Source organism: Gordonibacter sp. An230 (assembly GCF_002159915.1).
Classification (GTDB): Bacteria; Actinomycetota; Coriobacteriia; order Coriobacteriales; family Eggerthellaceae; genus Rubneribacter.
The window spans coordinates 49,326-64,914 of the sequence record NZ_NFJP01000012.1 but is presented as its reverse complement, the minus strand read 5'-3'; the positions used below and the strand labels follow the sequence as shown (position 1 = coordinate 64,914).

Annotated in this window: 11 protein-coding genes; 3 read left to right on the top strand and 8 right to left on the bottom strand. The window is 62.5% G+C overall.

The genetic code is table 11. The annotated features are described in order from the left end of the window. Nucleotides 1-33: 33 nt before the first annotated feature. Both B5F40_RS08060 and B5F40_RS08055 read right to left on the bottom strand, forming a co-directional pair. Entirely contained in the window at nt 34-522 is a 489-nt protein-coding gene (locus B5F40_RS08060) for an HsmA family protein (protein ID WP_087193827.1), read from the bottom strand. 262 nt (nt 523-784) lie between these two features. Beyond that, nucleotides 785-1,042, bottom strand: coding sequence for a helix-turn-helix domain-containing protein (locus tag B5F40_RS08055; protein WP_087193826.1), 258 nt, complete (start codon nt 1,040-1,042; stop codon nt 785-787). Nucleotides 1,043-2,876: 1,834 nt separating this feature from the next. Between B5F40_RS08055 and B5F40_RS08040 the strand changes: the two genes are divergently transcribed. Continuing rightward, complete coding sequence (locus B5F40_RS08040) at nt 2,877-4,886, top strand: ABC-ATPase domain-containing protein (protein WP_162610928.1); 2,010 nt, start codon at nt 2,877-2,879, stop codon at nt 4,884-4,886. A gap of 128 nt (nt 4,887-5,014) precedes the next feature. Continuing rightward, nucleotides 5,015-5,584, top strand: coding sequence for a TetR/AcrR family transcriptional regulator (locus B5F40_RS08035; protein WP_087193860.1), 570 nt, complete (start codon nt 5,015-5,017; stop codon nt 5,582-5,584). Nucleotides 5,585-5,643: 59 nt separating this feature from the next. On the opposite strand, the gene B5F40_RS08030 is transcribed toward B5F40_RS08035, so the two are convergent. Beyond that, nucleotides 5,644-6,561 carry an electron transfer flavoprotein subunit alpha/FixB family protein gene (locus B5F40_RS08030; protein WP_087193823.1) on the bottom strand — a complete coding sequence of 306 codons (918 nt, stop codon included), beginning with the start codon at nt 6,559-6,561 and terminating at the stop codon, nt 5,644-5,646. Nucleotides 6,562-6,571: 10 nt separating this feature from the next. Next, nucleotides 6,572-7,339 carry a putative electron transfer flavoprotein FixA gene (gene fixA / locus B5F40_RS08025; protein WP_087193822.1) on the bottom strand — a complete coding sequence of 256 codons (768 nt, stop codon included), beginning with the start codon at nt 7,337-7,339 and terminating at the stop codon, nt 6,572-6,574. Nucleotides 7,340-7,725: 386 nt separating this feature from the next. Between fixA and B5F40_RS08020 the strand changes: the two genes are divergently transcribed. Next, on the top strand, nt 7,726-9,438 hold the full coding sequence (locus tag B5F40_RS08020) for a lipopolysaccharide biosynthesis protein (protein ID WP_239442956.1): 1,713 nt from the start codon (nt 7,726-7,728) through the stop codon (nt 9,436-9,438). Nucleotides 9,439-9,809: 371 nt separating this feature from the next. Here the strand turns inward: B5F40_RS08020 and B5F40_RS08015 are convergent, their stop codons facing one another. From B5F40_RS08015 to hpsG, 4 genes are all read right to left on the bottom strand, one after another. Further along, complete coding sequence (locus tag B5F40_RS08015) at nt 9,810-11,084, bottom strand: SLC13 family permease (protein WP_087193821.1); 1,275 nt, start codon at nt 11,082-11,084, stop codon at nt 9,810-9,812. 126 nt (nt 11,085-11,210) lie between these two features. Next, complete coding sequence (locus tag B5F40_RS08010) at nt 11,211-12,056, bottom strand: amidohydrolase family protein (protein ID WP_087193820.1); 846 nt, start codon at nt 12,054-12,056, stop codon at nt 11,211-11,213. A gap of 11 nt (nt 12,057-12,067) precedes the next feature. Beyond that, nucleotides 12,068-12,958: a glycyl-radical enzyme activating protein gene (locus B5F40_RS08005; protein WP_204217364.1), complete on the bottom strand. Its 891-nt coding sequence runs from the start codon at nt 12,956-12,958 to the stop codon at nt 12,068-12,070. A gap of 108 nt (nt 12,959-13,066) precedes the next feature. Continuing rightward, nucleotides 13,067-15,562 (bottom strand): (2S)-3-sulfopropanediol dehydratase, encoded by a 2,496-nt coding sequence (gene hpsG, locus B5F40_RS08000; protein WP_087193818.1) that lies wholly within the window; start codon nt 15,560-15,562, stop codon nt 13,067-13,069. Between the last annotated feature and the right edge of the window lie 27 nt (nt 15,563-15,589).

Sequence of the window (15,589 nt, the reverse complement as noted above, 5' to 3'; positions counted from 1 at the left end):
GCTTCTTCGCGCTGGTCGGCATAGACCAATCGGCTAACGAGCGGAGGGGGCGCACCCTCCCTCGCCACGAAACATCACGAAGGCAAGAGCCGCGACCACAATCACGCTCGTCCCGACAGCGCACACCGCCCGAAGGTGGATCATCGGCATGCCCACAAGCATGCCGATGATGTACGGCACAAGCCACGCCAGCCACACAAAAGTGCTGAATGCGTGGAACCGCCTCATGCTGCGCTCGTTACGGCGAACGAGCGTGACAGTGGCCCAGCCCGCATGCACGAGCATGAGCACGATAGCGAGCAATCCGGTGATGCCATGGATGCCAAAACCGCCAGCCTCCGACTGCTGGGCGATGCCCGTCATGATCATCGTACCGGTGGTGTCGCACGCAAGACCGCCCCAAAACAGAAGCACGTGACGCACGGACAGCGTGCCCGAACGGCGCTCTCCAAACACGCCGACGGTGTACAGCACGAGCGCGCACGTGATGGCGACGCTTGCGATAACCAACTCAGCACTCATGATTCCCTCTTTTCCACAATATGAACTATGTTCATTAATGAACATAGTTCATATTAGAATGATAGTTGCCAGGAAGCAACGACGCATGCAGATCGGCCATCGCTTCTCCATGAAAGAGCCGTCCACGCCCCTGCGTCACCCTGCGCATCGCAACAGCACGCCACCGGCGCGCCAGCATTTATATCATTGGACCGGAATACGCCCTGATCGGAACTGATGATCCTATCCGAATCGCAAGCGCTTCGAAAGTCGACGCGAAAACCTATTCGGTCTTCGAAGAACTACCGCGTCGCGAACCGCCCTCGTCGGAAACGCCATCCGGAACATATTCGATCAAATCTCCCGGCTGGCAATGAAGCTCTTTGCAAAGCGCTTCGAGCGTCGAGAAGCGGACGGCCTTTATCTTGCCCGTTTTGATTCTCGACAGGTTCGCCGGCGCGATGTCTATCTTTTTCGCAAGCCGACCAAGCGGCATTTTCCTGTCGGCCATAACTCTGTCAAGTCGAAGAATAAGGGACATGAAAACGGCCTTTACAACGTCTCGTCGGCAAAACACCGCAGCAGCGTCCCATACTCGCACGCAAGCGAGAGGCGACGGCGCATAGCGGCACTGGCAAGGGCAGCCTTGCCGGCATTCTCACAGCCATTACCAAGCACCGCTTCTTTCGTCATGCCGAACATCCAGCCAAAAGCATCCGCGACGGAGATAGGGCCCATGGAGGTCGCAGGGTTGAAAAGCGCGATGAGCATCGAAGCGTGTGCGACAAACCGTATCCTTCTAACGCATTGGGAACGAAAGGGAGTTTCATTTTACTACACCGATAGAGAACTTGAAGGCCATCCACGGCGTCGATAGGGCCAAATGCAGGATTTGGAGCCTGAACGTACATACAAGGCTCGTTCGAGGGAACGAACCGGCCTAGAACGAGGAACCCCGATCGAGCCGCATGGGCGCAAAGAGTCCCGCCGCATCCGACAGCGACAGCCGCATGCCCATAGTTTTGCAGCACGCCGTCCGGACGCGCCTCGGAAACGGGGACCACCCGACGCCGCCTTTCCCCAACTCGTTTTGACGCATCGCGCAGATCCTCCGTCCACCCGCATCGCTCATTCACCAGGCTCGGGAACGGTTGAAAGAATCCGGCCCCATCGCATCCTGCCCGCATGGCCTCAACGCGGGAGAGCGCGCAGCCGACAACCGAGCCATGCGAAGAAGCATCGAAGCCGTTGGACCGCCATCGAGCAAGATGCCCGACCGCTCCTCGAACGAATCGCCCGGAGCACTTCTAGAACATCTTCGCTCGGCAACCATCCGAGCTTCTGCCCGAGCAGATCGACCTGCTGCAACCGCCGCCTGCTCATGCTCCAGCAATTCACATACTTCGGCATCGGGCATTGCCAGCAACGCGTCGGATTGCGCCGCTTTGAGGGCAGTCCGCTTTTGACCGCCCCGACGGCACCAACCCGATCAGCCGTCTCGAGCTTTCGACGGGCACCGTCCTCTTGAAGCTTCTCGGCAGCCTCGCGCAAAGCCTCTTTTTCGGCGGCAAACTTGGCATCTCCGTCGTTGACCATGCCCGACGATTCCCGCTCATGGGCGAGCTCAGCACATGAAGAAGGCCTCCTTGAAGAATCGGCAAAGGCGGAAGGGACCCGCACCGAATGCCGCGAACGCACCGCCTCGACCGCTCTTTGGGATCGGCCATGGCTCTGTCACCTTCATCCGCTATCGCCCGTCGACCCCCATGGCTTGGCGCCCAGCATCTCGCTCGCAAAGCGTTCCACGGCATCTCTGGCCAACCGCCTCCAAATCGACCGCAGCTCCACTGGTCGATTGCACGCGGCATCGGTTTCCGCCCGCTTCTCGGCAGCAGCTTCCGCTTGCGCCGCCACAGCATCACAAGCGGAAGCGGCATCGCCCCATTTCCGCACATGGAGGTTCGCCCGAGCGCACCTTCCACGGGATCCCTCTTTGCCCCTGGGGCGGAGAGGGTTCCATGTACCAGGCAGTATGGGGGCATCGGCGTATGTCGCACGGCGGCAGAATAATCGCGGGAAGGAGAAAGCGGCCAGGAAGGCTCTTCTGCTTCGCGTTCCAATGGATGCAGCGCAGAAGGCGTTTCCGAATTCCCCGGCTTCTCCGTGCGCAAGCATCGCCATCGTCGCCCGCAAGCACCAGGCGTTGCGGGCGGAGAGCGCGTCCGTTGCGACGCACGGTGGATGCGGCAGCTCGGGCAGCCAGCCAGAAAGCATAATCGACAAATGGAGCACGGCGGTCGAAACGCTTGAGCGAACGCCTCGACCGGAATCTTTGCTGCTATACTGAGCGCCGACTGCGAAGGAGGTCGGTGCCCGTGAAAACAGCAGACGAGTTGCGCAAAGCCTTGCGAGGGCTGGATAGGCGGGGGTATCCAGCGTACAAATCTTTGGCAGGCGCCTACCGGTTTGCTGACTTCTGCCTGTTCATCGACCATGTGCAAGGGGATCCTTTCGCGGCGCCGTCCAGCTTGCGCGTGGAGGTGCCCTACGCGACGGCAGGCTTTCCCGAGAAGTTCCGCGCGAACCGCGCCTCACGCACGGCGCTGGCGGACTTCCTCACGCGGCAGCTGGGGGCGCAGTTCGAGCAGTATAGCTTCAAGGCCAAGGGATCGGGAAAGAGCGGGCTTGTATCCATCACACGCTGCGGGCAGGAGGTGTTGGAGCGCAGCGCATGCGAGATTTCGGGCGGCGCGGAGGGCACGGAAGGCGGGTGGGCCGAGCGTGGCGCACGGGGCGCGGAAGGCGGGCGCGATGCAGCCGACAGCCATGCGGAAAACGACCTGGACGACGCGACCGCCGAGCGCGGGGCGGAGAGCGAGTGGGCCGAGTGTGGCGCGGAGGGCACGGAAGGTGGTGCGAGCGACGCGGCCGCCGAGCGCGGGGCGCGGGGAGCAGGCGGCGTCATCACCGCGCGCTTCCATGTGGGGTTCCCCGCGTTCGGGCGCACCATCAACGCAGGCGAGCTGGAGCGCATCCTCTTCGATTTCCTGCCCGCATGCGTGAAGCGCGCCCTGTTCCATACCAGCTTGGACGCGCGGCAGGTGGAAGCCGCCGTGCATCTGGCCGAGGACCAGGAGGCGCTGCGGGCGCAGCTGCGCGAGGAGGGGCTGGTGGCCTTCGTGGCGAACGGGGCAATCCTGCCGCGGAGAAGCGGCGTGTCCGACAAGCCGCTGGCGGATGCGGTGCCCTTCGCCTCGCCCGCAGAGCTGGAACGCTCCTTCGATCTGCCGCATGCAGGCCGCATCACGGGCATGGCGGTGCCGCGCGGCATCACGCTTGTCGTGGGCGGCGGCTATCACGGGAAGTCCACCTTGCTCGAAGCGCTGCAAAACGGCGTGTACAACCACATCGCGGGCGATGGGCGCGAGTTCGCGCTGGCCGACGACACGGCGGTGAAGCTGCGCGCCGAGGACGGCCGCGCCATCCGCAACGTGGACATATCGCTTTTCATCAACGACCTGCCCAACGGCAAGGACACCACGGCCTTCTCCACGGGGAACGCGAGCGGCAGCACCTCGCAGGCCGCGAACGTTGTGGAGAGCATGGAGGCGGGCTGTCGTCTGCTCCTCATAGACGAGGACACCTCCGCCACGAACTTCATGGTGCGCGACGAGTTCATGCAGCAGGTCATCAGTCGCGAGAAGGAGCCCATCACGCCGTTCCTAGAGCGGGCGCGCAGCCTGTACGAGCAGTCGGGCGTGTCCACCATTTTGGTGGCGGGCAGCTCTGGCGCGTTCTTCCACATCGCCGACCGAGTGATTCAGATGGACTGCTATCGGCCGGTGGACATCACGCAACGGGTGAAGGAACTATGCGCGCAGCACGAGGCGCCCGCGACGAGCGCCCCCACGTTCAGGATGCCGCGAGGCGGGCGCACGATGCCGACGTTCGCAGCGGCAGGCGCGAACGATGCACGCGAAGGCAGCGCGCAAGGCCGCGACGACGAACGCGACAGCGGAAAGGCTCGCGGACGCGGTGGCCGCGGCGGCGCACGCGGACGCGAGCGGCTGAAGGTGCACTCACAGGGGCGCGGCGCGTTCTCGCTGGGTAAGGAGAACGTGGATGTGCGCTTCGTGGAGCAGATCGCCGACTCCGAGCAAACAGTCGCGCTGGCCTATATGCTGCGTTACGGCCTGGAGCGCTTCACAGGCGGCACATGCCCGCTGGCAGAGGCCGCCGATCGCCTCTTCGCCGTGCTGGAGCGCGAGGGATGGGCGCCGTTTTGCGGGTCGTTCGTGCCCTGCGGTCTGGCGAAGCCGCGCAGGCAAGAGGTGTTCGCCGCTCTGAACCGCCTGCGCGGCGACGCGGGAGGATCGAAGCGATAGCCAATTTTCGAAGGTCGAGCGGCCGAGAGCCTTCGCATCGCCGAATCTTCACAGGCGGAGCGCGCGCGTTCCCCTACAATGGAACGTGTCCTGTTCGACCGACGAGCTTCCGCATGCGGGAGGTGCGCATGGGCAACAAACCCGTCATCAGCAAGCAGCAGATCCTCGACGCCGCCTTCGCGCTTGCCAGCGAATCCGGCTTGGCGGGACTCAGCATCCGCGACGTCGCACGCGCCTGCAACGTGGCCGTGGGCACGGTATACAACTCCTACCCCACCAAAAACGACCTCGTCAACGACGTGGTGGGCCGGTTCTGGAACGAGGCGCTGGCCGACCGCATGCCGCACGCCGTGGCCGGCGACGACTTCGTCTGCTTCTGCCAGGAACTCGCCCGACAGCTATCCGAGGCACTCGCGAAGTTCCGCGACGACTGGCTTGTTGAAATCGCGGCGCTCGACGCGCAGGGCCTGGCAACCGCGCGCAAACGCGAAGAAGCGTGCTTCGCGCATATCCGCCGCGGCCTCGAGATGGCGCTCGAGCGCGACCCTCGGGTGTTGCGCGACCGCCTGCGCGGCGCACTGGCCCCCGAGCCGCTGTGCGCGTTCGTATGGGACAGCATGCTGCTGTCCATCAAGCACGGCGACCCAAGCTGTCGAACCCTGTTCGCCCTGATCCGCAGCACGGCGTACGAAATCTGAAGCGCCGGCGGGGCCCCGGCGCTTCGAAGCCCCGCCTGCATCATGCGCGTTTCGAGCACCTACAGCGACGCAAGCACAGGAAGCGCTTTCTCGAGGTCGGCCACAAGGCCGAGGTCGCACTGCTTCATGATCGGGGCGCTCTTGTCCTTGTTAACCGCCACCACGAATTGAGACTCGGCCATGCCAACGGTATGCTGCACCTGTCCCGACACCCCCAAGCCCACGTACACGTCTGGCCTCACCACAGCTCCAGAGACCCCCAGGTAGCGGCTGCGAGCCATCCAACCCTCGCCTTCCGCAATGGGACGCGTGCATGCCATCTCCCCGCCAACGCGCGACGCGAACCGGCGCGCCGCGTCCACGTTTCGCTCGTTCTGGATGCCGCGGCCAACGCACACCACGACCTTCGCAGCGCCAAGGTCCACCGTCTCCTCCTGCCGCTTGCAGCGCTCGACCACCTTGATCGGCCCCGGCTCCACGGAAACCTCCGCGCGTTCCACCGCCCCGGGAGCAGGCGCCTCATCGATCTCGAAGACCCCCGATCCCACCAGCACGATCGCCATCCCCCGCGATCGCTCGACACGCTCCGCCGCGCCGCCGTAAACCAAACGGGCCGTTTCAACGCCGTCGTCATCGAGCGCCATGCGCGAAGCATCGGAAACCACCGGCGCCCCCAGCCGCACGGCGAGGCGCCCGGCAACGCACTGCGTGCGCTTCGAGGCGCACGCCAAGACGAGCGCCGGTCGCTCAGCTTCGATGACCTGCTGAAACGCGAGGGCACAATCCTCGTATAGCGCACCCTCGGGGATCTCGCCCACATAGACCACGCGCGCACCCCATGCGGCGATGCGCTTCGCCTCGGCTTCGCCGCCCGCCCAAAGGGCGATCGGATCGCCGCCCAAGGCGCGAGCGCCGCTGCACAGCCCTTCGTAAGCCTCCGCGGTATCGGCGAACACCGCGATCGTCTTGTCGCTCATGGATTCCTCCTTACAGCCGCTCGCGCACGCGCGCCGCGAACGCCCTGATCGTCTCGTCGTCATCGCCTTCGAACACTTCGCACGCCCGCTCGCGCCGCTCGGGCGCGCACGTGCTCACCACGTCGATGGCCTCATCGACCCCATCGAATCCCACGTCGGCAAGCGACAGCACATGCGAGGGCTTCTTCCCTGCGGTCAAAATGTCCTTCATGGAAGGAATGCGCGGCTCGTTGATGCCGGCGGCCACCGACAGCACGGCCGGCAGAGGCACATCCAAACGCTCCACCACGGCGCCGACTGCGCGCTCGACATGCGCAACTCCGTCGTCGACCTCGATGGCGCTCACGGCATTGATGGCGGGCACCCCCAGCAGCTCCCCCAGCTGCACGCCAACCTGCTGGGCATAACGGTCGGCGGACCCTTCTCCGCACAGCACGAGATCGAACTCGCCCAAGTGCCTGACGGCGGCCGCGAGCACTCGCGCCGTCGTCGTGGACCCCGCCTCGGGAAGCGACGCGTCCCTCACGGCAACGTTTTCATGCGGACCGCGCGCGAGAACGGCCTTCTTCAGCTTCGCGTCCTCCACGGCGTCCCCGCCAACGGTAAGACACACCAGCGATGCACCATGGGCTTCCGCCAGCTGCGCGCCTGCCTCCACAGCGTTCAGATCGTAGTCGCCGATCTTGAGCGAAGCGCGCTCGAACGACAACGTGCGGTCAGCCTGCACAACCGCGTCTTGCTCGTCGGGCACGATCTTGTAGCACACAACGATGTTCATGATCACTCCTTTTCGCGTATCGGGAATGCGGCCCTTCTTCCCCGAAAGCAAAAAGCGTGCCAGTCCGCAGGAGACCGCGTCGGGACGCACTTGCCGCCGCGGGAAAGCACCCCCCCCCCGCAAAGCGCGCAACCCGCATCCTTCGCCGAGATGGGAAAGCGGCCGGATGCGCAGGCGCGCCCGGCCGCGCGACGGGAACGGTCGCTCGGCGAGGCGGCGCTATCGGAGGTGCGGGCAACCAAAGCCGCACGCCGCGTCTGCATGCGCCGCGGAGCGATCCGCATCGTTTGCCTTCGCTATGAATCTTATAGAGCGCGCATGGCACGACCTCTATAATGGGGCAAGGCGCACCGGGCGAAGCACGAAGGAGGAGCGGGACGAGCATCATGAACCGCATGTCGAAAGAGCACGATTATCAGGGAGTGCATAAGCGCAATGCGCAGCGCACCCCTGCCCCCCTCGACACAGACGCCGTCGGTGCCCCCTCCTCCTCCGACTCCGCGCCCTTCCTCGGCGCGTCGTCCCGCGAACGCGAGCGCCATGCATCCGAAAAACCGCCGCGCAGGCCCAACTTCATCACCCGCAGCGTCAACCGCTGGTGCAACCGACTCCTCGGCGCGGTGTCAGAACGCTCGCTGACCAACCAGGAGGCCGAATACGCCGCGCATCGCACCACCCGCGATTACGTATGGAACACCGTGGGCGTGGGAACATGGGGCATGGTGTTCCCCGTCCTCACCATCGTGGTCACGCAGCTTGTGGGCGTGGAGCAGGCGGGCATGTTCTCGCTCGCGTTCATCACCGCCCTCATGCTCATGTTCGTGGGCAACTACGGCGTGCGCACCTACCAAGCCTCCGACATCGACGAAGAGCACTCGTTCGCCGACTATCAGGTGAATCGCTGGATCACCTGCGTGCTCATGCTTGCGGCGGGGGCGGCCTACTGCTCCGTTCGCGGCTATTCGGGCGACATGCTCGTCATCAGCGGGGGCGTGTACGTGTACAAAATGATCGACGCGCTCGCGGACGTGTACGAAGGGCGCTTGCAGCAGGCCGACAAACTGTATTTGGCGGGAGTATCGCAGGCATTTCGTTCGATAACCGTTCTCGTCGTGTTCAGTTTTGCGCTGCTCATCACACGCAATCTTCCCGTGGCATGCGTCGTCATGGCCATCGTCGCCGTGGCAACGTTTCTGTTCCTCACGCTGCCGCTCACGCTGTTCGAAACGCCGAAGTCTCGGCGAGCCAGCCTGTCGAGCGTCGCCACCCTTTTCAAGCAGTGTTTCCCGCTTTTTGTGGCCCTGTTCATGTACAACCTCATCGACAACATGCCGAAGTTCGTCATGGAGGGCGCGCTCTCCTATGATAACCAGCTGTACTTCAACGCTCTGTACTTCCCCGCGCACGCCATCCTGCTTACCGCCGGATTCGTGTACAAACCGCTGACCATGCGCATGGCCCAAGCATGGGCCGACCCTTCAAAACGCAAGAAGTTCAACATCATCATCGTCGCCATGCTCGCCATGATCATCGCCCTCACAGGTGCGGTGATGGTGCTGATGAGCTGGATCGGCATCCCCATCATGGGCTTTTTGTACGGACTCGACTTCGAACAGTTTAGGGAGTTGGCGCTCATCATGCTGGCCGCCGGAGGTGTCACGGCTGCCATCGAGTTCATCTACCAGGTGATCACCGTGCTCAGAAGGCAGCGGGCCGTGACGAAGCTGTACCTGATCACGTTCGGTTTCTCGCTGTTCGTGCCGGTGTTGCTCGTGAACTTCACCGGGCTGCCAGGTGCCGTTATCGGCTACCTCATCGTCATGTGCATCCTGCTCATGTTGCTGTTCTGGGAGTATCTGCGCATCCGCGCCTCGCTCGCTCGCGAGGATGCCGCTCGGGCGGAAGAAGCGCAGGAGGCGGACTTCCATCATCCGCGCCCAAGCGAAGCGCGCGCGCAGCGCGAACGCCGCGAGCGCGCGCATGCGAAGCGGGGGCCGCATCAGCGCGCTGGCGCGCCGAGCGACGAGGCCCTCGACCTGGCCGGAGGTCGCGCCCGCCACGGCCGCCGCTCCTGGGACGACGAGCTCGCCGAAGAGTGACGCCCCGCCCCTTCCCCCCGCGCGCGCCCGGCCCGGGGCCGGCGCCCCTCCGCGGCCCCGCGGGAGCGGAGGGGCGCCGGCACGCAGAGAGACCCGACTCCCAGGGCCGGCAAAACCATAGACCCCCCCCCAGCATGCGGAGGGGCCCCTCGGCGAGCCTCCCCCCTCCGCGGCCGGCGCCGGGAAGCGCGGGGACGAGCGCGGGCCGGGCGCGCAGCAGCAGGCGCCCCCCCTTATCGAATCGCCCCTCGCTACCTCAGCGAAACGGGCCTCTCGCCATCGCCTTCCACCTCAAACCGACATTGGCCGAAAACGGCACGACGGCAGAGTCGCGATACGCTCGCGAGCTACGGCGACGCATCCGTCATGCATCATGCCGGAGGAAAGCGGATTGCCAGATAGACGCCAGCTATCAAGACGGTGAGCAACATGATGGGAAAGCCCGTCTTCAGATACTTCGCAAACGTTATCTCGTAACCGTGCTTCTTGCTGATGTCGGACAGCACCACGTTGGCGCTGGCGCCGATGAGCGTGCCGTTGCCGCCCAAGCACGCCCCCAGCGAGACGGCCCACCACAAGGGCGTCGCGTCCATGCCGGTTGATTCCATGGCCAGCAGAATGGGGATCATCGTGGCCACGAACGGGATGTTGTCCAGAAAGCTCGATATCACGGCCGAGCCGACCAGTAGCACGAGCATGGTGACGAACACGTTGCCACCGGTTGCGTCGATCAGTCCGTTCGCCAACGCGCCGATGACACCGGTCTCCACCAACGCGCCCACAATAACGAACAAGCCGGCGAAAAACGACAGCGTGGTCCACTCCACGTTCGACAGGGCTTCCTCGATGCTCTCTCCCGAGATCAGTATGATGACGCCCGCCGCACCGAGCGCGATGATGCACGACTCCAGCCCGAGCGCACCGTGCGCCATGAAGCCGACCACCACGAGAGCGGTCATGATCACGCTCTGCTTGAGCAGGCGCGGGTTTTTGATCTGCTCGCGCTCGTCCAGCTCCATGACACGTCGGCGATGCTCCTCGCTTACATGCATCGTGCGACCGTACACAAGGTAGAACACGAAGAGCACGGCTATCAGGATAACAACCACGGCAGGAGCGTCGTACACGATGAAGTCGAAGAACGAGTAACCCGCAGCCGAGCCTATCATAATATTGGGAGGGTCTCCGATGAGCGTAGCAGTTCCGCCGATGTTCGACGCGAGGATCTCGGTCATGAAAAACGGGATGGGGTTGACATCGAGCAGCTTGCACACGGTCAGCGTCATTGGGCCGATGAGCAGCACGGTGGTCACGTTGTCGAGAAATGCCGACAGCACAGCTGTGAGCAGCACGAACAACAGCATGATCTTCCATGGGTCGCCTTTGGCGAGGCGGGCGCTCTTGATGGCCAAAAACTCGAATACTCCCGACAGCTTCACCACGGACACGAACAGCATCATACCCAACAGCACGCCTAACGTGTTGAAGTCGATGTGCCCCATCGCCGCATCGAACGGCATCACATGCAGCGCGAGCACGATCATAGCTCCCGTGATGGCAGCAAGCGAACGGTGCAGCTTCTCGGTCATGATCGCTACCATGACCACGACGAACACCGCGATGGCTACTATCTGGCTCACATCCACTGGCTGCTCCTTTTCCGAACGCTGACCGCGACCTGCCCCGCCATGACCAACGCCTTCGCAGGCCGCCACCGACAGCGAAACCCGCGCATTACAGCACGACCTGCGAAAGCATATCGTACGCCACGCTTACGCCGCACCAAGCACGGCGGCGGCATTCTTCCACATGATCTTCTCCCGAACCACGTCGTCGAACGGCAACGTACGGTAGAACTTTATCGCATCCCGGTAATCAACGAAAGGATGCGCGCTGGCGAACAGCATCTGATCAGAAATGACGGTTGACGCAGCTTTGATGAGATTATCGCTACCAGGGAACGATTCGTACTCCGATAGCTCGAAATAGACGTTCTTGTTGCGAAACGCCACGCCCATCATTTCCTCGATGTAGGGCCAGCCACCGTGGCTCACCACGATCTTAAGTTCGGGGAAATCGGCAGCCACCTGGTCGATGTAGCCGGGACGCGCGTAGTCCATCACCGTTTTGGGGGTGTAGCGCGCCGGACCCGACGTGATGACGAGGGGGATCCGCAGGCGCTCGCACGTCGCGTAAACGGGGTAGTAGCAACGTTCGTGAAGCGCCGCCTGCGCGTAGATGGGGTCGAGGGCCGCCCCGCCGAAGCCCCGGTTCTCTACGAGGTCGATGAGCGTTTCCACCGACTCCGAGCCCTTGTGCGGGTCCAAACCTGCGAAACCCACGTACACGTCCGGGTCGAACGCAACGAAGTCGGCAACCTCCTGGTTGTTCGGCGCGAAGCCGTACGTCGTTTCCGCATCGCGCCCCACGATGACCGCCTTGACCACGCCGTCACGTCGCAATTGCGACGTGATCTCGTCCATGCCCTGGGCTTTGGCAACGAAAGCGTCCAGATCAACCCCGTTGGCAAGCAGCCCTTCACGGAAAATAACGCTGTTGGCCAGGCCTTCCAAGGTGGCTTTGCTGTGCGGACGGAACCTGAAGTCGATGACTTTCATGCACTCACCTCTCACTCCTCGTTCGATATCTGCTTGAGCCTTTCGAAGAGCGCGTCGTCCAGCTCCTGATCGCCCAGCTCGTATTCCTTGCCGATGAACGTGTACTTCGTCGTGCCGTAGCGATGGTAACGCAACAGCTCGTAATCGGTGTTCGGATAGCTTCGGGCCAGGTCGCGTATGGCTCTGATGTCGTCTTCCGTATCGTTGAAACCGGGCACCACCGGAGTCCTGACCCGGGTCTTCAATTCCGGATAAGCTTCGCGCATGTTCCTAAACGTGTCGAGCACAACGGAATTGTCCCATCCGGTCCACTCCTTGTGCTTCTGCGCGTCCATGCTCTTGATGTCGAAAAAGGCGTAGTCGAGGTAGGAGAACACTTCCTCAGCCCTCTTCCATGGCACGCAGCCGCACGTTTCTATGGCCGTGTTGATGCCCCGTCTCTTCGCCTCTTTGAGCAGCGCCAAAGCATAGTCTGCCTGAAGAAGCGGCTCACCGCCGCTCAACGTCATGCCGCCGCCCGAGCGGCTATAGAACGTCAGATCGCGCTCCACCTCGTCGACGACATCGCTCGCTTCGCGGTATTCCCCATAGCTGATGATCGCACCCGCCGGACAAACCTTCGCACACTGCAGGCAGTTGATGCAGTTGCCATGATCGATCCAAACCTTGTTGGTGTCCATGAAGGCGATGTTGTGCCTCGGGCACACGCCCTCGCAGAGCAGGCATACGTCCCCTATGCACTTCTCGATGTTATAGGCGATCTGGGGTTTTTCCAACTGCGATTCGGGGTTGCAGCACCACTTGCAACGCAGCGGGCAACCCTTCAGGTAAACGATCGTCCTGATTCCGGGCCCATCGTGCACCGAGTACTTCTGAATATTGAACACGCATCCCTTTTCCACACGCACCTCCCTTCCGCAAGCAAAAGTCGTGCCCCTGCCCAGAGGGATCGGGGCACGATCAATTGCCATAGATACATTCACCGGTGCAGAGCGCCATGCACCCTGAAACTAGATCGTGGCTGTCTGCGTCCTAGCGATGAGATCGTCTTGCAACGACGGCGAGAGGTCGCAGAAGTAAGCGCTGTAGCCCGCGATGCGCACGATGAGCCCACGGTACTTGTCGGGATCCTTCTGAGCGGCAACCAGGGTTTCGCGGTTGACAACGTTGAACTGCACATGCCAGAGCTTCAAATCGCACCAAGTGCGGATAAAGGAGCAGAGCTTGTCCGTTCCCTCCTGCCCCGCTACCGCGCTGGGATCGAACTTGATGTTCAGCAGGCGAGCGGCGCGATCATGGAAGCTCGGGTTCTTCGTGTAGAAGTTGCTCAGAAGCACCGCCGTGGGACCGTTGGTATCATCGCCCTGCGATGCGGACGAGCCGTCGGAGAGGGGGAACCACGCCACGCGGCCGTTCGGAGTAGCGCCAACCACCTCGCCGAACGGAACATGAGAGGTGAACGGCACATAGCGCAGGCAGTAGTTGATCCCCAAAGAACGGGAGTACTTCTCCGTGAACTCAGAGCACACCAAGTCGCACGCCTTGCCTATCTCGTCGGCATACGGATCATCGTTGCCGTACTTCGGCGCCATGCGCAAACGCTGCTGCAGGATCTCGTAGCCCTTGAAGTTGGCCCTCATGGCATCGCGTATCTCGGCCAGGGTGGTGGATTTTTCGTCAAAGACGCACTTCTTGATGGCAGCCAGGGAGTCGACCACGGTTCCGAAGCCCATGGACTCGAAGTATCCGATATCAACGCCACCGGGGATGAACTCCGTGTGCAGGTCGAGGCCCTCCTTCATGCACAGATCGTGCAGAGACGAGCTCATGGGAACAGCGAAATGCTTCTCGCGCAGCCGATCGATGTACTTTTGCTGCACGAAGGCATGCTTCAGCAGGTTGGTGGCCTGCGCCACGTAGGCGTTCCACACATCGTCCCATGTCTTGAGGTCTTCGACCTCGCCCGTCTGAAGGCCCAGCACCTCGTCGCCGGTTTTCAGCGTGCGACCGTTGTACATCACCATCTCGATAGCGGAAGCGAAGTTGATGTACACGCCTGGCGAGGTGAAGGTGTCGCGGTTGGGCATGCGGGCCTCGGCGCAGCCGGAGACGGCATAGTCGTACGCCTCGCCGATCTTCGCGCCGTTGGACACCAGCTGCAGCACGATCTCCTCATCGTTCAGCAGCTTGGGGAACCCGCTTCCTTCTTTGATAGTTTCCGCCACTTCCTCGATGTAGCGCTGCGGCGACAAAGCGTGCACGCGCGCCGCCAGATCGGGATAGTGCATGGGGAATTCGCGCTTCGAGCGCAAGAACAGGTAGGTCAGCTCGTTGGTGGCATCCTTGCCTTCCGAGTTCTGTCCGCCGATGGTCACTGCCTCCCAGTGCGCATAGCCCTCGTTGAAAGCGCCTCCGGTGGTGCTCATGTACAAGTCTATGAACTGGGACATACCCACCCACATGCACTCCAGATACTCCATCGCCTGCTGGTCGGTCAGCTTACCGGCGTCTTTGTCGGCCTTGTAGTAGGGGTAGAGATACTGGTCCATGCGCCCGTTGGATATGATGGTGCCGGTTTTCTGCTCCAAGCGGGAGAACATCTGAACGAACCATTGCGATTGAATGGCTTCGGGGAAATCGCGCGCAGGGTACTCAGGCACGTGACGGCAACGCTCGGCGATCTTCTCCATCTCCTGCTTGCGCACAGGATCCGCGCACTTCTGCGCCTCGCGCTCGTACAGATCGGCGTAGCGGTTGGCCCACAGAACGATAGCGTCGCACACGATGACAATGGCCTCGTAGAAAGGCTTTTTGTTCACGTTGTCCAGAGGATCCATGGGATCGAGGGCGTCGAGCTTCGCCTGCGCTTCCTCCTTGATGCTCTTAAAGCCGCGCTTCAGCACCTTCTCGTAGTCGTGGACCCACTGGTTGGAAGAGCGGAACGAAGCCGTCTCGTTCACAATGAAACGGGAAGTGGCCTTCTCCTCGGGCTCGTAGGTGAGCTTCAAGGTGTCCTCGGGCAGGGCGTTGTACAGATCGTTGAAGAACGTCTTGCCGTCCCAGAAGGGCGCAATGTCGGTGAGGATGGTGTCGATCGTCTCCTCGCTCATGTCGAACGGCGAGGTCGTTCGGGTGGGAAGAAGGCGGATGGCCTCTTCGTAGATGTCGCCGTCAAGCTCGGGATACAGGATGCCGTAACGGCCCTGGCACCCAGCACGGCCGCAGATCAGGCTGTCCTCCTCAACGTACACGGTGATGTTCTTGGCGATGTTCATCATCGCCTTCGCCCAACGCAGGGTAAGGTGCTCGCCCTCGGTGGTGATCATGGACTGCGTGAAGTACTTCGCGCGCTCCGCATCGATGACGGGCTTCAGATTCTGCACGCGATCGAGAATCTTGAACACCCGCTCCCTTCCCTTCTTGTAGCTGGTGTCCCCCTTGGCGATGTCCGCAAGGTGTTGCTCTTGCGGTGACAGCGTCCTGCAGCACTCCGAAACGTTCGACATAGCAGAAATCCTTTCTCACGGCTTTTC